An 18,075-nucleotide genomic window follows, 5' to 3' on the forward strand; every position below is an offset into this window, starting at 1 on the left:
ACTTCAGAATTCATTGTTGATTTTGCTTGTTGTATTTGCAAAATAGCTCAATTTAATTTTTAAAATAAATTTAAAAAAATTTTGTCCAGTTGGCATATTTTGCCAATTTAACCCTCATCAAACTGAATTATTTGATGAGGGTTAGACATAGAGAATGATTAACCTGTATTGCGAAGCCCTGCGGCAATACCAGCAATACTCACCATTAAGGCATGATCAACAGGTGTATGTTCTGTTTGATGCTCAGCTAAATATAAACGACGACGTTTCATCAACTCAGCTTGCAACAAATGAAGTGGCAATAGATAAGGTTTTCTAACCTGCATCGACTGATCTAAGACTTCATTATTGCTCAGAAGTTTAGACTCACCTTTCAGATTCAAAAGTGTATCAACCGCATTTTGTAATCGTTGTCTTAACTCTATCCCGAGAGCTTTGAGGTCCTGATCATCAGTCAAATGAGATTCGTAATACAACGCAATGTCTGCATCTGATTTAGACAGTACCATTTCCAACATATCAATTAAGGTTTGGAAATACGGCCACTGATCTAGCATGTCATTGAGCGTATTTTTATGTTGTTCATGCACTTGATTAATTGCGGTGCCAGTTCCCAGCCAAGCGGGCAACATCAAACGAATTTGTGTCCAAGCAAATACCCATGGAATTGCACGTAAGGATTCGATGCCGCCACTTACTTTTCGTTTTGCTGGGCGTGATCCCAATGGCAACATTTGCAACTCTAATTCTGGTGTAACGGTACGCAAATAACTCACAAAATTTGGATTCTCACGAACCGTTTGGCGATATACCTTAACGGAGAGATCCGTCATCTGATTCATCAAATCACGCCATTCTTTCTTAGGTTCTGGCGGTGGTAATAAAGTCGCTTCTAAGGTCGCAGCAGTATAGATTTCCAAGTTTTGTAAGGCAATCCCTTCTAAACCAAATTTAAAGCGGATCATTTCACCTTGCTCAGTCACACGAATAGCACCTGAGATTGAGCCTGGTGGTTGAGAAAAGAGCGCTTGTTGGGTTGGAGCACCGCCACGACTGATTGAACCACCACGACCATGGAATAGGGTTAATTGCACATCATGTTTTTTTGCAACCGAGGTGAGTTCTTCTTGTGCACGATATTGAGCCCAATTTGCTGACATAAAGCCTGCATCTTTGGCAGAGTCAGAATAACCAATCATCACTTCATGTTTGCCATGGATATGCTGCTTGTACCAATGCATATTAAACAAGGTATCCATGGTTTTGGCAGCGCCGTCCAAATCTTTCAAGGTTTCGAACAATGGCACGACACGCAGAGGATGTTGAATGCCCGCTTCTTTTTGCAAGAGCAATACAGCCAACACATCACTTGGATATTCAGCCATTGAAATGATATAAGCCCCTAAACTCTCTGCTGGTTGCTCAGCTAGGGTACGCATAGTGGCAAACACTTCGAGCACATCTGGATGTTGAATGAGACTACCTTCTGGCTCATTCAAATACTTAGGTAATAATGGACGTTTACTTTGTAATTCCTGAATCAAGAAGTTTTGACGCGCTTGTTCTGTCCACGATTCGAAATTACCCAAACCTAAATATTCCGTAATCGCAGAAATGGCTTGACGATGACGACCTGATTCTTGGCGGATATCAAGTTTGAGTAGTTCAATCCCAAAACAATTCACACGATAGATAAAATCAAGCAATTGTCCATTGGCGATTTCCGCAAGGTTACTGTCAACAAGGGAACGATAGCAAAGCAGAAGAGGGGCCAATAATTCATCTTTATTCCGAATGATATTGCTATCGTCGGCATCCAAACCTTGTAAACGTTGACCTAAACAATAACGTGTTGCTTTAAGTCGTTCACGGGTAATGCGTAGATATTCACGGTACGGCTCAGGATGTTCATAACCTAAAGCTTCACTAAGTTCTTTAGAACAATTTTGGATAGAAAGTTCCCAACGTAGATTTTCAATATCACGGAGGTATAAATCTGCAGCCTGCCAACGCGATAACCACAGGACTTCCTGTGTCACTTGATGAGTGACATTCGGATTACCATCGCGGTCGCCACCCATCCATGAAGCAAAACGGATCGGTGCTATGCTGAGAGGCAAAGCTTGCAGGCAATGCTGTTGTGTTAATTCATTTAATTCACGAATAAATTTAGGTACAGCATTCCATAACGTTTGTTCAATCGTTGCAAACCCCCATTTTGCTTCATCTACAGGCGTCGGGCGGTGTTGACGGATTTCATCGGTTTGCCATGCAGAGGTGACTAGCTGTTTGAGTGTGGCGATGGTCTGTTGACGTTCGCGAGGCGTTAATTTCTTTTGATCAAGCTGAGACAGACAATCCGTAATATCATCATATTTTTGGATCAGGGTACGACGACTCACTTCTGTTGGATGCGCTGTGAGTACTAGTTCAATTTTTAGATCGCAAATTTGTTGAAATAATTGCTGTTCAGAAATTTGCTGATTTTTAAATTTCTCAAATAGATGAGTGAGTGGATTTGGGCTAGGCGCATGCTCGTCAAACTCTGCATGACGTCGACTACGTACCACGTGATATTGTTCAGCGATATTAGCGAAGTTAAGAAAATGTGAGAATGCTCGTGTTAAGGGCAAAATCTCCTCATCTTTTAGCCCAAGGAAAAGCTGTTCTAACTGCTTCTCAGCTTCTATTTGACCGTCACGTGCACCTTTAGCTAAAGCGCGAATTTGCTCAATTTGATTAAACAAATCTTGCCCAGCATGTAGTTTTAATGTTTCGCCAAGTAAGTTGCCCAGTAATCGGACGTCTTCCCGTAATGGAGCTGTGATTTGTTGAATCATTCTATTTCTCCTGATGTTCTCATTCGACTATAACGTGATTGAGAGACAATCCAAGAGCAGAACGTAAAAAAATGTGAATTTTATTTAATTTTTGGGTTGATATTTAAGCAAAAAAAGCTCAATCGCTTGTTGAATCATCTGATCGATTTCACTCGCGGTCGGCACTTCATCCAATCCGAGTAGAACTCGGTAATGACGTAAGCCCAACATTAAAGACACGATTAATTCAGTTTGCTTTAAAGGATCGTCAGCACGAATAAATTTAAGTGCGATTGCCTGCTCAAAAAAATTACACCAAACATTGCTCATACGCGTATGTGAAGCATCAAAAAACTGCTGTGTTAAAGGGCTTTGTTCTGCTGCGAGTTCGAACAATAAGCGATCAAGTTTTAATGCCTCAGGAAGATAAATAATAGTTAAAGCACGATGGCACATCAGATAGAGTGCTTGTGTAAAATTGGTTTCTGCCGTGAGAATGATTTCTTTAGCACAAATAGATTCTTCACAGGTTTCTTCTATTGCACAGATAAATAAATTGGCTTTGTCTTGAAAGTGGTTATACACGGTCAGTTTCGTGACGCCTGCTTCTTTGGCAATTTGATTCATGTTGGCAACGTGATAACCCATTTTTAGGAAAAGAGATTTCGCAGCCTGTAAAATTTTAGCTCTTTTTTCCAAATCTTTAGGGCGACCACTACTGTTTTGCACGTTATCGTTCTCTTTTAATTAAATTAAAAATCAAATAAATAACTTTAATTTTTAATTAGTGTACTCATGGGTATATTAATTAAAAAATAAACAATTTATCATGATATTCATATTGTGCCTTAAAAAATCAATTTGAATAAGAGCGAAAAAGAGATGAATCTGCTAAATCATGTAATTGTGGGATTGCTCGTACTCAGCAGTGTCACTTTAACAGCATGTCAAAAAGAGGTTCCAAAGACGGAAGAAATTCCTTATGTCATGGTCGCGCAACCGAGTAGTAATCATATTGATCAAAAAAGCTATGCAGGTGATGTACAGGCGAGACAGCAAACGGCATTGGCATTTCGTGTTGGAGGACAAATTACCGAACGCTTTGTTGATGTTGGTGATCGAGTCAGAGTTGGGCAAGTATTAGCGAAGTTAGATGTTAAAGATGCTCAGTTACAACTTAATGCAGCTAAAGCACAGCTAGACAGCGCACAAGCAGCAGCAAAAATTGCAGCGCAAGAATATCAGCGTTATCAGCAATTATTGCCAGTAAATGCAGTCAGTCGCTCACAATTTGATGCGATCAAAAATCAATACGAAGCGGCACAAGCAAGTTTGCAACAAGCACGCTCAAACTATGAAGTTTCTTCGAATCAAACGGGATATAACCAGCTGATCTCCAATAAAAATGGCGTGATTACCGAACGTCAAATTGAAGTGGGTCAGGTGGTTGCAGCAGGACAGGCTGCCTATCTGCTCGCGATTGATGGAGAGCGTGAAGTTGTATTTGGAGTCCCTGAACAAGCAGTCGCAACGATTAAAGTGGGGCAGCCTGCTTGGGTCACACTGTGGTCTCAGCCAGACCTTCGCTTTGCAGCTAAAGTACGAGAGGTTTCTCCTGCTGCTGATCAATCTCGAACATTTACGGTCAAGGTTTCCTTATTGGAAGGTCAATCTAGCATTCAGTTGGGACAAAGTGCGCGTGTATTCTTTGTTGCAAATCAAACGAATGTCCTCAGCGTCCCACTTTCTAGTGTGACGGCTAATGATCAGCAGGCATTTGTATGGGTCGTGACGACAAATAAGACCTTACGTAAAGTTCCAGTTCGCTTGGGTGCTTATGGTCGAGATAGTGTTCCTGTCCTGTCTGGTTTAAAAGCAACGGACTGGGTTGTGGTTGGCGGTGTACATTTGTTACGTGAGCAACAAAAGATTCATCCTGTAGACCGAGAGAATCGTGAAGTCACGATCAAAACTGGAGGTTAATCATGAAATTTAACCTCTCAGAATGGGCACTGAAAAATAAAGGCATTGTGCTTTATTTTATGCTGCTACTCGGCATCGTCGGGATTATGTCTTATTCCAAGCTGTCGCAAAGTGAGGACCCACCTTTTACCTTTAAAGTGATGGTGGTACAGACTTATTGGCCAGGTGCAACGGCTAAAGAAGTCTCGACACTCGTGACCGATCGAATTGAAAAAGAATTAATGACTACAGGTCAGTATGACCGCATCATGGCTTATTCACGTCCTGGTGAATCTTTGGTGACTTTTGTTGCTAAAGACAGTTTACCTTCGAGTGCAATACCTGATGTTTGGTACAACGTCAGAAAAAAGGTCAATGATATCCGCCATCAGTTACCCAGTGGTGTACAAGGACCATTTTTCAATGATGAGTTTGGCGATACTTTTGGCAACATCTATGTCCTTACAGGGAACGATTTTGACTATGCGGTAATGAAAGAATATGCCGATCGTTTGCAACTGCAATTGCAACGAGTCAAAGATGTGAGCAAGGTCAATTTAGTCGGATTACAAGATCAAAAAATATGGATTGAATTATCCAATACCAAAGCGGTGCAGCTCGGTGTACCTGTGACAGCGATTCAAGAAGCGATACAAAAGCAAAATGATATGGCAAGTGCAGGATTCTTTGAGACTGGCACAGATCGTATTCAACTTCGCGTCAGTGGACATTTGCACAGTGTAGATGATCTGAAAAAAATGCCGCTATTGGTCGGTGATAAAACCATTCAATTGGGGGATGTTGCTGATGTTTATCGGGGCTTCAGTGAACCTGCTCAGCCTCGCATGCGTTTTATGGGGGAAAATGGAATTGGCATCGCGGTTTCGATGCGCAAAGGCGGTGACATTATCGCTTTGGGCAAAAACTTAGAAACCGAATTTAATCATTTGCAGAAATCATTGCCTGTGGGCATGAAACTTCAAAAAGTTTCAGATCAACCCGTCGCAGTACAACGCAGTATTCAGGAATTTTTAAAGGTATTGGCTGAAGCGGTTATTATCGTTTTATTGGTCAGCTTCTTTTCATTGGGTTTTCGCACAGGACTGGTGGTGGCTTTGTCTATTCCACTCGTTTTGGCAATGACCTTTGCAGGGATGAATCTATTTGATGTCGGTCTGCATAAGATTTCCCTCGGTGCCTTGATTCTTGCACTCGGTTTGTTGGTCGATGATGCCATTATTGCTGTTGAAATGATGGCAATTAAAATGGAGCAGGGCTATAGCAGACTCAAAGCAGCAGGATTTGCGTGGCAAACCACGGCATTTCCAATGCTGACAGGAACATTGATTACCGCAGCAGGTTTCTTACCGATTGCAACGGCACAATCAGGCACTGGCGAATATACACGTTCTATTTTCCAAGTCGTAACGATTGCGTTAATTGTGTCATGGATAGCAGCCGTACTCTTTGTTCCATATTTGGGTGAAAAATTACTCCCTGACTTCACCAAGCAACAACAGAAAGCAGCATGGTATTTGAGGCTTTGGGCGAGATTGCGGAAACAGCCTGAACCTGTTGTACAGGCACATGGACAGCACCATGATCCCTATCAAACCAAGTTTTATCAGTCTTTCCGTCGTATGGTAGAGCTCTGTATTACGTACCGTAAAACAGTAATCGGAGTCACGGTGGCAATCTTTGTTTTATCAGTTGCGATGTTTAAATTCGTTCCTCAACAATTCTTTCCACCATCTAACCGTGCAGAAATCTTAGTGGATTTAAAACTTGAAGAAGGTGCGTCACTGACAGCGACTGAACAGGCTGTTAAAAAGGTGGAGTCATTCTTATCTAAACAAAAAGGGATCGATAATTATGTTGCCTACGTTGGAACAGGTTCTCCTCGCTTTTACTTACCTTTAGACCAACAACTACCGCAAGCCAGTTTTGCGCAGTTTGTCGTACTCGCATCGTCTTTAGATGATCGTGATGAAATTCGCCGTTCTTTAGAAACGCAAATCAAGCAATTATTGCCTCAAGTGCGTACGCGTGTTTCGTTGCTCGAAAATGGTCCACCAGTGGGATACCCATTGCAATATCGTGTTTCAGGAGAAGATCTAAGCACCGTGCGTCTATGGGCACAAAAAGTGGCAAAAGTGATGAGTGAAGATCCGAATACCACCAATGTGCATTTAGATTGGGGTGAGCCAAGCAAGATTATTGCTATCGAAATCGATCAAGACCGTGCGCGTCAAATGGGTGTTACGAGTTTTGATTTAGCCAATTTCTTGAATGCTTCGGTGACTGGTACAGTGATGAATCAGTATCGCGAAAAACGTGAGTTAATTGAAATTCGCTTGCGAGGAGATCAGGCTGAGCGTGCAGAAGTGGCATCTTTAGCATCTTTAGCCGTTCCGACAACGCAGGGCACAACAGTCCCATTGGCACAGATTGCAAAAATCGAATCACGATTTGAAGAAGGCTTGATTTGGCATCGTAACCGTTTACCAACCATTACTGTAAGAGCAGATATTCGTAGCCATCTACAACCTGCCACGGTAGTTCAGCAGTTAGCTGATCAGATGCAGGACTTGCGTGATGATCTGCCAAATGGTTATTTGCTCGAAGTTGGGGGAACTGTTGAAGAATCTGCTAAGGGTCAAAGTTCAGTCAATGCAGGAATGCCATTATTCCTAGCTGTAGTGATGACTTTGCTCATGATTCAATTACGCAGTATGTCGCGTGCGACGATTGTATTGTTAACCGCACCATTAGGGTTAATAGGCGTTGTTGCATTCTTGCTATTGTTTAATAAGCCTTTTGGTTTTGTGGCTATGCTTGGGACAATCGCCTTGTCTGGTATGATCATGCGTAACTCATTGATCTTGATTGATCAGATTGAGCAAGATATTCAGGCTGGACAAGCAGCATGGGATGCGGTGATTGATGCGACGATGCGACGATTCCGTCCGATTGTACTGACAGCACTCGCTGCAGTTCTTGCAATGATCCCACTTTCACGCAGTATTTTCTTTGGTCCAATGGCTGTTGCAATTATGGGTGGATTGATTGTTGCGACCTTATTAACCCTATTTTTCCTGCCTGCACTCTATGCAGCGTGGTTTAAGGTCAAAAAAGCAACATATCTAACGTAATTATTTTGTGAATAAAGGTGCGAAATATTGAAAATTTCAATATAGTAGCACCTATATTTTAAGACCAAAAAATAATTGAATTTCATTGCATGATTGATTTGGCAAAATGCATGGATTGAGGTGAAATAGAGCATGGGGCAAGACAATATTGAACAGCATCGTCGCTATGTAGCGATTTCTTACGTGTTCATGTTTCTTGCATTATTTACAATTTTGTTTGCTGCGTTTGCATACATGTTTGCACGAAAAGTTGCGATTGTGGATAATGCCGAAGTTTGGATTCATGCGCATGCCCTATGGATCATGCGTAATGTGCTGTTATTTATTATGATGGCTTTTTTTGCCTCTTTGTGGTTTATCCCATTGTTCTTTTTTGCATGGGACAGTGCAATTTGGGTGACTGCTACAACAGTCACAGGTGTCGTATTTAGTTCAATTGCTTGGTTATTCTTGTTGAATGCTTGGCTGAAAGGACTTTCTAAGTATTTAAAAAATAAAGCAGTTTTCTAATAAAGCTGCTTTTTTATTAACTTAGACCTTGTAAATTTGTAATATAGCCCCTATCTAGGCTCTGTTGATCTCAAAAATAAGATCAACAGAGCCTATTTATTCGTAGAGATTTAATAAATTCCGTGAGGAGCATCGCCAACCATGGCTAAACGTGATTATTATGAGGTTTTAGGCGTTTCGAAAACCGCAGGTGATGATGAGATCAAAAAAGCCTATCGTAAGTTGGCGATGAAGTATCACCCTGACCGTAACCCTGACAACGCTGAAGCTGAAGAAAAATTCAAAGAAGCATCAGAAGCCTATGAAATCCTGTCTGACAGTGAAAAGCGCAGTATGTATGACCGTGCTGGACATAGTGCATTTGAAGGTGGTTTTGGTGGTGGCGGTGGCTTCGGTGGCGGTTTTAGTGCCGAAGATATTTTCAGCCAATTTGGTGATATTTTTGGTGGTGCATTTGGTGGCGGTCGCCAGCAGCAACGCCAACGCCGTGGTTCAGACCTCCGCTATGTGATGGAATTGACCTTAGAAGAAGCAGTTAAAGGCGTTAAAAAAACCATTACTTTTACGGCTCCTGCGCCATGTGAAACTTGTGATGGCAAAGGATCTAAAAATCCAAACGATGTCGAAACATGCCGTACTTGTCATGGTTCAGGTCAAGTTCGTATGCAACAGGGCTTCTTCTCTGTGCAGCAAACTTGTAGCACCTGTCGTGGTCAAGGCAAAATTATTAAAAATCCTTGTAATACTTGTCATGGCTCTGGTGTTGCAGATCGTCAACAAACACTTGAAGTTACCATCCCTGCGGGTGTGGACAACGGTGATCGTGTTCGCTTAACAGGTAAAGGCGAAGCGATTCGTGATGGTCAATCAGGTGATTTATACGTTGAAGTGGTTGTGCGCGAGCATGAGATTTTCCAACGTGATGGCGCTGATCTATATATGGATGTGCCAGTTAGTATCGCGGATGCCGCTTTGGGTAAAGAAATTGAAATCCCAACCTTGGACGGTCGTGTGAGTTTGAAGATTCCTGAGGGGACTCAAACGGGTAAATTATTCCGTTTACGTGGCAAAGGTGTTCGTCCTGTACGTAGCAGTATGGTGGGTGATTTACTTTGCCGCATCGTTGTAGAAACCCCAGTAAATTTAACTAGCCGTCAACGCGAGTTACTTAAAGAATTACAAGCATCTTTAGATGGTGATGGTCATGCATCGTCTCCAAAGAAAAAATCATTCTTTGATCGCCTCTTTGATTAATAGGCATCAATAAAAAAACCTGCTTCGGCAGGTTTTTTTATGGGAAATTTTAAATCCTCAGCAACCTTCATTTTTCAAATGAGGGAGCATTGTCTATCCTATAACATACTGAATTAGCAGAAATTTACCCTCTATTTTTAAAGAGGTGTTAGGGGGATTTAAGTCTATGATAAGTAATACTTTATAGATGTATAGATGCCATTCATTTGCTATAGTAGCGAAATTGTTTAAATAAAAGACTGGGAAACATTATGTCAACTTCTCCACGCATTGGGATCTTAGGTGCTGGCGGACGCATGGGCCGTATTCTGATTCAGGCTGTACAAGAAGCAGGCTATCAACTTGCAGCAGCAGTAGAACGCCCTGAAAGCAGTTTAGTCGGCGCAGATGCAGGTGAGCTTGCAGGCGTTGGAAGTTTGGGCGTAAAGATCGTTGGCAGTTTAGCTGAAGTATTAAAAGATTGTGACGTGGTGATTGATTTCACTGCACCAGCCGCAACAGAACAACACTTAAAGCTTTGTCGTGAAGCTGGTGTAGCGATGGTGATTGGAACGACGGGCATGTCTGAGGAACAAAAAGCATTCTTAGATGAATCAGCAACTCAAACCCCAGTTGTTTATGCTGCAAACTATTCTGTAGGTGTAAATGTATCAATCAAACTTTTGGAACTTGCAGCAAAAGTATTTGGTGATACGGTCGATATCGAAATCATTGAAGCACATCACCGTCATAAAGTAGATGCACCGTCTGGCACAGCATTTATGATGGGTGAAGCAATCGCTGATACCTTAGGGCGCAACTTAAAAGAAGTTGCAGTCTATGGTCGTGAAGGCTATACGGGTCCACGTGATCGTCAAACTATCGGTTTTGAAACCATTCGTGGTGGCGATATTGTGGGTGAGCATACCGTTATGTTTATCGGTGAAGGTGAACGTGTTGAAGTGACGCACAAAGCGACAAACCGTATGAACTTCGCTTCGGGTGCAGTACGTGCAGCAGCATGGGTTGTAGGGCGTGAAGCTCGTAAATATGACATGAAAGATGTCTTAGGCTTTAACGATATTCAAGTATAAAAAGTTCCCTTTTTGCACTATAAAAAGAGCTTATTGCGCTTTCAATAAATCCCAAAAAGCACGATAAGCTCCAAACCTCATTACAACAATTGAGCATGACATGAATAAAAAACATATTGTTCTTGCTACGCTGCTAAGTGCGACGAGTTTGGTCGTCAGTGCCGCAGAAGCTCCAAAACTCAGTTTGCATCGAAATAATATTAAAGTTTGGACATATCAAACTAAAAATAATCCAGTATTCCAATATAAAGCAGAAACAACGTTTGATGTGCCATTAGAACGGGCTGTAGCCGTAGTTCTTGATGTTGAACGCACCCCACAATGGGTTCCATATGTGGGTAAGGCTCAACTATTATCTCGAGACGAGAAGAAGGGCGAGTTCACATTATATATGGTGCTTGATTTTCCTTTTCCATTAAAAGATCGCGATGTGGTGATTAAAGGGAAAATGAGTAAAAATGCGGATGGCAGTATTAGTATTAAAAACAATGCCATTAAAAATAACTATCCTGAACAGCCTGATGTGATTCGTTTAACCCGCTATGAGGGTGATTGGACTTTTCAAAAGTTAGCAAATAATAAAGTCAAAGTATCTACAACAGGTTATGCAGATCCAGCTGGTGCAATTCCGCTTAGTTTTGTGAATATGTTTGTACAGCAACAACCCTATCAAATGCTGATGAAAATGAAAAAGGAAGTGAATAATCCTTTGTATGCACAACCGAAATTACCAGATGTACTGAAGTAATAAAAAAGCCTGATTCAATCAGGCTTTTTTATGTTCTAGGTTTGGGTGCAGTGCTGATAGTTAAGCTTAGATCGAGATGCGAGAAAGATTTGGATAAACACCAAAAGTAATCCAATCGCTGCAAGAGCTGCTCCGATCATTGATACTGAGGCATAGCTCAGACCTAGACTTAAAACAGCTCCTCCTGCCGCCGCGCCAACTGCATTGCCTAAGTTAAATGCTCCGATATTTACAGAGGAAGCGAGACCAGATGCTTCATGTGCTACCGACATAACGCGCATTTGCAGTGATGGTACAATTGCAAATGCTGCCGCGCCCCATAGAACCAGCCCAACAGCTGCTCCGACTTGGGTTTGGGCCAGCAGAGGGAAAACGGCCATCAATACAATCAAGGCGATGAAGAAGCCAATTAACGTCTTATCAATAGATCGATCTGCAAGCTTGCCACCTAGATGGTTTCCAATCGAAAAGCCAACTCCAATTAAAACTAACATCATGGTGATAAACATCGGTGAGGCGTGATTGAAAGCAACTAAACTCGGGGCGATATAGGTGTAAAGGGTAAACATTGCGGAGGCACCGAACACGGTGGTAAGAAGTGCCAAAATCACAGGGAGCCGAGTGAGAACTTTTAATTCCATTTTAACGTCGGGTTTTTTTCCAACAGCACCCACAGGCAGTGCTTTCCATAGAGAAAACATCGTTACTACACCCAACACCGCAATCGCAAGAAAAGACATCCGCCAGCCAATGGTTTGTCCTACCCATGTCGCTAAAGGAACGCCACCAATATTGGCAATTGTTAGTCCCATGAACATGGTAGCTACAGCACTGGCTTGTTTATGTGCAGGTACGACACTCGCAGCGACGACTGAGCCAATCCCGAAAAAAGCACCGTGATTGAGACTGGTAATCAAGCGTGCGCCCATCAGACTCATATAATTTGGTGCAAATGCCGCAATTAAGTTGCCTATGGTAAAAATGGCCATCAGAAGAATTAAAGCATTGCGACGAGCAAAACCACCGAACCATAAAGTGACGATTGGGGCACCTAGCATCACCCCCAAGGCATAACCTGTAATCAACATACCTGCACTTGGAATCGAAACACCAAGATCATGGGCAATGTTCGGCAATAAGCCCATAGGCGAGAATTCAGTGGTTCCAATGGCAAACGCACCAATAGCTAATGCGAGCAAAGGAAGATTGATGCGCTGCTTCATGTTTATTTATCCCATACTGGTGCAAGTTCAGGTGGGTCAATTTCACGACCATTACGATCCAGTTCCGCAATCAGCTGCATCTCTTGTCCGCTTAGTTTTAATTCTTGTGCTTTCAAGTTGCTGATCAGGTTCTCACGTTTGGTTGATGATGGAATAACCGCATAACCCTTTTGTAATGCCCAAGCTAAAGCAACTTGTGCTGAAGTAGCCTGATGTTGTGCTGCAATCTCAAGCAAAGTTGGGTCTTTGAGCACTTTCCCGTAAGCAAGAGTCATATAAGAGGTCACATCAATCTGTTGTTGTGTCAGGTAATTTGCCAAGTTTTGATTTTGCAAATAAGGGCTTAGTTCGATTTGATTGGTGGCAATATGTTCCGCGCCAATGCTATCAATCGCTTGTTGAGTAAGTGCAATATTGAAATTTGAAATCCCAATGAGTTTGGTTAAGCCTTGTTGTTTGGCTTCTAATAATAATTGCATCACTTCTGTGATATCTGTCCCTTGCGATGGTGCTGGCCAATGGATTAAGGTCAGATCAACTGCTTCAGTGCCTATTTTTTGCAAACTTTCTTTTAGGCTTGGGATCAGGCGTTGTTCAGAAAAGTTATTGACCCATATTTTTGTAGTTAAGAATAAATCTTGGCGAGCAATCCCGCTTTCACGGATAGCCTGTCCTACTGCTGCTTCATTCTCATAAATTTGTGCTGTATCAATAGCGCGATAGCCGACATCTAAGGCAGTTTTGACTGAATCAATCAGGATTTTATCATTTAAACGATAAGTACCTAAACCAAATTGAGGGATTTGCATATTCTTCACCTAATTTTTTAACTCAAAAGAGTCTAATTTGTTGATGAAGGCAATTTTGCGATGATTATTGTTGCTAAAAAATAGATGAATTTGCAAAATATAGTTGACTGAATATCAACAATAGGGGGTGATAATGAAATCAAGTATTGAGGAATTGCTCGCTTTTATAACGATTGTTGATACAGGTTCATTTATTGCAGCTGCTGAGCGATTAGGTCAAACAGCATCTGGCTTGAGTCGTTCTTTGAGTCGTTTAGAGTCTAAGCTTGAAGTGACTTTGCTGGAACGCACCACACGAAAATTAAAACTCACTCAAGAAGGTCAGCAGTTCTTAGCGCATGCCCGAAAGATTTTAAATGATTTGAGTGTGGCCGAAGAGGCTTTGCAGCGTTCAGATCAAGATACATCTGGTTTGATTCGTGTTGATTCGGCTGCGCCATTTATCTTGCACGTGATTGCTCCTTTGATGCGCGTATTTCGGCAGCGCTATCCGAATATTGAAATTGAATTAAACAGTAATGATCAAGTGATTGATTTACTAGAGCATAAAACTGATGTCGCATTTCGCTTTGGTGAATTACATGATTCAAGTCTTCATGCAAAATTGGTATGTAAAAGTCGCTTGTATATTGTGGCAAGTCCACATTACTTAAAACGGATGGGGACACCGACGCAAGCAAAACAATTGTTACAGCATGATTTAATTGGCTTCACACGCCCGATTCATATTAATCAGTGGCCGATTAAAGTAGATGATGAATACTTCTTTGCACAAGCCAAAATCAAAGCATCTAGTGGGGAGACAGTACGGCAATTGTGTCTACGAGGACAGGGAATTGCACGATTATCTGAGTTTGAAATCTGGCAAGATTTAAACGAAGGACGTTTGGTCGCATTATTTGAAGACCAAATTGAGCACTCTTATCAAAGCATCCATGCTGTTTATTACCAACAAGAGCATTTACCCAAACGTGTTCGTCTCTTTATTGAATTTTTGTCTGAGCAACTAAGCCAAGGTTTTTCTGTGTGTCAGTAGATATGGGTGGAACTTGAACTTCGAGAACAGGAATAGATTCTCCTGTTGTTTGAGGGATAGACATGACAATCTGTTGCTCTTTGCGCGTACACTCCAAAACAACTGTTGGTAATAATGATGCGCTTACGACCACACCATTTTCATTGGGTTTTTTATAGGTCAACTCTACCGTATCTGTTTTGGTTTGAGGGTTATGATTTTTTAGTTTCCATAGCTCATAACCTTGTCGGTTTTGAATTTTCAAATAACCTTCAGCGAGAGATTTGCAAATTTCTTGCTGCTGATGTGTTTTCTGATCAGGCAACTGACAACCTGTAAGTAGCAATATACTCACTAAAAATAAGTTATTAATTTTCATTGTTTTACTCCTCTGCTGTTGATTTTTATAGCTTAAAGGTGTTGTATAAACCAATACAGATACAGAAATTTTTAAAAAATCAGTACAGACATGACATTTCAATATCAACGCTTGGCGGAACAGCTGTCACAAAAGATTTACCAACATGAACTGCAACCGCAACAGAAGTTAAGTTCATTAAGAGAATTTGCACGCCAACAAAAAATCAGTTTAAGTACAGCGCAGCAATGTTATGAATTGTTAGAAGCCAAAGGCTTGATCTATGTCAAGCCTAAATCAGGTTACTTTGTTAGCTCGAGACAATACCAAAGTCCGGTACCTGAAAGCCCAAAATTTGAATCGATGCCAAGACGAGTTTCAAATTTAGAGTTGCAAAATCAAATCCAAACGGCATCCATACAAAGTCATTTAACGCCCTTAGGTGCGATTCAGTTATCTCCTCATTTAATACCTGTGCATGGGTTACGCCGTTCTTTGCAGCGAGCTTTGAAGCATTGCCAACCTGAAGATTTTTTGTACTGTAATAAACAAGGACATCTACAGCTCCGACAAGCACTTTCTGATCATTGGCGTGAGGATGGTATCTATATCGCCCCAGACGATATTTTTATTAGTAATGGATGTATGCCTGCACTGTCACTCTTGATTCAGCAAATGAGTCGAGAGGGCGATAGTATTATCGTTCCAACACCAACCTTTAACGGTCAGCTTCAGCTCCTTGCAGGATTGAAACGTAAAATTATTGAAATACCTGCGGATCATCAAGGCATAGACCTAGAGCGGTTAGAATATTTTATGCAGCAGGGTAGTGCGAAGTTATGCTTACTGACTGCGAATTTTCAAAATCCTTTGGGCTATTGTCTGAGCAATCAGCAAAAGCAAAAAATTGCCGAGTTGGCACAAAAGTATCAATGCTTTGTTTTGGAAGATGATATTTATGCTGAATGTAGTTTTCAAAAAGAACGCCCTTTACCGATTCGTTATTGGGATCAACAGGGCTATGTAATTTGGTGTGGTTCTGTTTCTAAATCTTTATCCAGTGCTTATCGTGTGGGGTGGTTTTGTTTAGGTCAACAATTACAGCACTTAAGACCAGCTCTGTTAGCAAATAATGTTGGGGTTAATACCCCCTTACAGCTTGGTTTAGCCGACTTTATCTATAGTCGTGCCTATCGAGAGCATTTGGAGCGTTTAAGACCTGCTCTCATGCAGCAAGTCGAACAATATCGTGCATGTATTTTGGAGCAGTTTCAGGGGATTCCGATCGCACTTAGCCAATCGAGTGGTGGATATGCGCTGTGGATGCAACTACCAAACACCATTACAGGTTTAGAGTTGTATTATCGCGCGCAGCAATATGGAATCAATATCGTTCCAGGTGAGGTATTTGGTGAAGATCAGCGTTATCAGCATTTTCTACGATTAAACGCTGGCCATGCTTTGACTGATGAAATCCGCCAAGCTATTCAGCAGTTGGCGGATTGGGTCAGAGAAAGTCTCACGTCGAAATTGAGTTAGTCGAAGTCTGCTTTCAAGACGATGCGATAACGTGCTTGACCTGAATGAAGTCGCTCAATGGCATCGTTGAGCTGTGACATAGGATAGAGTTCAATTTGCGGGGCGATATTTTTACGTGCTGCAAATTGAAGAAGTTGACGAAGTGCTAAAGGGGAACCCGTCGGTGAACCTGTTACTGATTTGGCACCATCAATCAAAGCACCGACTGAAACTGGAATAGGTTCTAAAGTCAGACCTAGAAAATGCAATGAGCCATTAGGTGCTAAAGTACTGAGAAAGGCTTGCCAGTTTAGCGTCACATTGACTGTACTCAACAATAAATCAAATTTTCCTCGTTGAGCTTTGATGGCCTGCGCATCGCGGCTATTCACAACGTGATCTGCACCCATGGCTTTCAGCTCATCAGTTTTCTCAGGATTTGAGCTAAATGCCGTAATTTCACAACCCCATGCTTTGAGCAGTTTAATCGCCATGTGACCTAAGCCACCGATACCAATTACACCGACATGATGCGTGGCTTGGATTTTATGTTTAAGTAGAGGATCGAAAACGGTAATCCCGCCACATAACAAAGGACCTGCACTTTCTGGGTCTAAATCATCGGGTAGGGGAATCACCCATTGCCAGCCAGCTCGAACTTTATCTGCAAATCCACCAGCATGTCCTACGATCGTTGCAACACTGCCGCCAGTACATAACACTTGATTACCACCGATGCAGGGATCACAAGCTTGACAACTTTCTGCTGTCCATCCGATACCTACACGTTGACCTACTTTGAGTCCTTTCGCTTCAGAACCAAGAGCAGTGATGGTTCCAATAATTTCATGACCAGCAACCACAGGATAAGTAGATGATCGCCAATCATTATTAATCACTGAAATATCTGAATGACATAAACCACAATATTCAACTTTGACTTCGACTTGATGGGCTTGTAAATCGCCTGCGTCAAATTTATAAGGAACCAGTTGTTCACCTGCTTGCATCGCAGCATAAGCACGTATTTGATTGTTGCTCATGGAAGGACTCCTTTGGATAGGATTGTATTTTATTTAAAGGGACAATGATTTTCGTGATCGTTGACCATGCCCACAGCTTGCATGAATGCATAACAAGTCGTTGGACCCACAAACTTAAATCCACGCTTTTTTAAGGTTTTAGACAGGGTTTGGCTGATCTCTGTTTGTGCTGGGGCTTCTCGATAATTGATCACATCATTGTTCAATACATCGTGACTGACAAAAGCCCACAGCCATGCAGAGACATCGTCCACATCCTGCTTTAATTGTTGCCAAGCAATCGCATTGTCTCGAATTGCTTTTAGTTTACCTAAATGGCGAATCAGACCTGTATCACTCAGTTTATGTTCCAGTTGATCATCTGTAAGCTCGGCAATTTTTGCTACAGGATGTTGAAAGAAATGAGCACGGTAGTGTTCTCTTTTCTTGAGTACAGTAATCCAAGAAAGGCCAGCTTGTTGACCCTCTAGGCAAAGCATTTCAAATAAACGCGCTTCATCGTATTCAGGCTTACCCCATTCTTCATCATGGTAAGCGATATACAGGGGGTCATCAGAGCACCAACCACAGCGTTGAATTGTCATTTTGATG

Annotated in this window: 15 protein-coding genes; 8 read left to right on the top strand and 7 right to left on the bottom strand. The window is 41.8% G+C overall.

Features of this window, described 5'->3' with window-relative positions; translation table 11 throughout:
- Positions 1 to 158: 158 nt before the first annotated feature.
- Positions 159 to 2,840 carry a phosphoenolpyruvate carboxylase gene (gene ppc, locus MKL32_RS14780; RefSeq protein WP_004965157.1) on the bottom strand — a complete coding sequence of 894 codons (2,682 nt, stop codon included), beginning with the start codon at positions 2,838 to 2,840 and terminating at the stop codon, positions 159 to 161.
- 84 nt (positions 2,841 to 2,924) lie between these two features.
- Positions 2,925 to 3,548 carry a TetR/AcrR family transcriptional regulator gene (locus MKL32_RS14785; RefSeq protein WP_270900711.1) on the bottom strand — a complete coding sequence of 208 codons (624 nt, stop codon included), beginning with the start codon at positions 3,546 to 3,548 and terminating at the stop codon, positions 2,925 to 2,927.
- Positions 3,549 to 3,701: 153 nt separating this feature from the next.
- Between MKL32_RS14785 and MKL32_RS14790 the strand changes: the two genes are divergently transcribed.
- The 6 genes from MKL32_RS14790 to MKL32_RS14815 all read left to right on the top strand — a co-directional run bounded on the left by MKL32_RS14790 (position 3,702) and on the right by MKL32_RS14815 (position 11,518).
- Complete coding sequence (locus tag MKL32_RS14790) at positions 3,702 to 4,802, top strand: efflux RND transporter periplasmic adaptor subunit (RefSeq protein ID WP_004910310.1); 1,101 nt, start codon at positions 3,702 to 3,704, stop codon at positions 4,800 to 4,802.
- A gap of 2 nt (positions 4,803 to 4,804) precedes the next feature.
- Positions 4,805 to 7,933, top strand: a complete 3,129-nt coding sequence (locus tag MKL32_RS14795; protein ID WP_004910306.1) for an efflux RND transporter permease subunit — start codon at positions 4,805 to 4,807, stop codon at positions 7,931 to 7,933.
- Between the two features lie 132 nt (positions 7,934 to 8,065).
- Positions 8,066 to 8,443, top strand: a complete 378-nt coding sequence (locus tag MKL32_RS14800; protein WP_039047234.1) for a hypothetical protein — start codon at positions 8,066 to 8,068, stop codon at positions 8,441 to 8,443.
- Positions 8,444 to 8,584: 141 nt separating this feature from the next.
- Positions 8,585 to 9,697 carry a molecular chaperone DnaJ gene (gene dnaJ / locus MKL32_RS14805; RefSeq protein ID WP_004951083.1) on the top strand — a complete coding sequence of 371 codons (1,113 nt, stop codon included), beginning with the start codon at positions 8,585 to 8,587 and terminating at the stop codon, positions 9,695 to 9,697.
- Between the two features lie 251 nt (positions 9,698 to 9,948).
- Complete coding sequence (gene dapB, locus MKL32_RS14810) at positions 9,949 to 10,770, top strand: 4-hydroxy-tetrahydrodipicolinate reductase (protein WP_004910297.1); 822 nt, start codon at positions 9,949 to 9,951, stop codon at positions 10,768 to 10,770.
- Between the two features lie 100 nt (positions 10,771 to 10,870).
- Positions 10,871 to 11,518, top strand: coding sequence for an START domain-containing protein (locus tag MKL32_RS14815; protein ID WP_004965151.1), 648 nt, complete (start codon positions 10,871 to 10,873; stop codon positions 11,516 to 11,518).
- Positions 11,519 to 11,553: 35 nt separating this feature from the next.
- Here the strand turns inward: MKL32_RS14815 and MKL32_RS14820 are convergent, their stop codons facing one another.
- Together MKL32_RS14820 and dkgB are read right to left on the bottom strand one after the other, a co-directional pair.
- The gene (locus MKL32_RS14820; RefSeq protein ID WP_087540670.1) at positions 11,554 to 12,741 is read right to left on the bottom strand and encodes an MFS transporter; all 1,188 of its coding nucleotides are present in this window, start codon (positions 12,739 to 12,741) and stop codon (positions 11,554 to 11,556) included.
- Between the two features lie 2 nt (positions 12,742 to 12,743).
- A complete protein-coding gene (gene dkgB / locus MKL32_RS14825; RefSeq protein WP_270900712.1) occupies positions 12,744 to 13,550 on the bottom strand; it encodes a 2,5-didehydrogluconate reductase DkgB in 807 nt (268 codons plus the stop codon).
- Positions 13,551 to 13,683: 133 nt separating this feature from the next.
- On the opposite strand from dkgB, the gene MKL32_RS14830 reads away from it, so the two are divergent.
- Positions 13,684 to 14,586, top strand: coding sequence for a LysR family transcriptional regulator (locus tag MKL32_RS14830; protein WP_270900713.1), 903 nt, complete (start codon positions 13,684 to 13,686; stop codon positions 14,584 to 14,586).
- On the opposite strand, the gene MKL32_RS14835 is transcribed toward MKL32_RS14830, so the two are convergent.
- On the bottom strand, positions 14,534 to 14,944 hold the full coding sequence (locus tag MKL32_RS14835) for a hypothetical protein (RefSeq protein WP_270900714.1): 411 nt from the start codon (positions 14,942 to 14,944) through the stop codon (positions 14,534 to 14,536). The genes MKL32_RS14830 and MKL32_RS14835 overlap by 53 nt on opposite strands.
- A 90-nt stretch (positions 14,945 to 15,034) precedes the next feature.
- On the opposite strand from MKL32_RS14835, the gene MKL32_RS14840 reads away from it, so the two are divergent.
- On the top strand, positions 15,035 to 16,462 hold the full coding sequence (locus MKL32_RS14840) for an aminotransferase-like domain-containing protein (protein ID WP_151831308.1): 1,428 nt from the start codon (positions 15,035 to 15,037) through the stop codon (positions 16,460 to 16,462).
- Here the strand turns inward: MKL32_RS14840 and ahr are convergent.
- Positions 16,459 to 17,484, bottom strand: coding sequence for an NADPH-dependent aldehyde reductase Ahr (gene ahr, locus MKL32_RS14845; RefSeq protein WP_270900715.1), 1,026 nt, complete (start codon positions 17,482 to 17,484; stop codon positions 16,459 to 16,461). The two genes, MKL32_RS14840 and ahr, sit on opposite strands and share 4 nt — an antisense overlap.
- Before the next feature lie 29 nt (positions 17,485 to 17,513).
- Entirely contained in the window at positions 17,514 to 18,068 is a 555-nt protein-coding gene (locus MKL32_RS14850) for a DNA-3-methyladenine glycosylase I (protein ID WP_005403474.1), read from the bottom strand.
- Positions 18,069 to 18,075: the final 7 nt, after the last annotated feature.

The sequence above is a fragment of the Acinetobacter sp. AOR34_HL genome, assembly GCF_027854795.1.
In the GTDB taxonomy this organism is placed as follows: Bacteria; Pseudomonadota; Gammaproteobacteria; order Pseudomonadales; family Moraxellaceae; genus Acinetobacter; species Acinetobacter junii.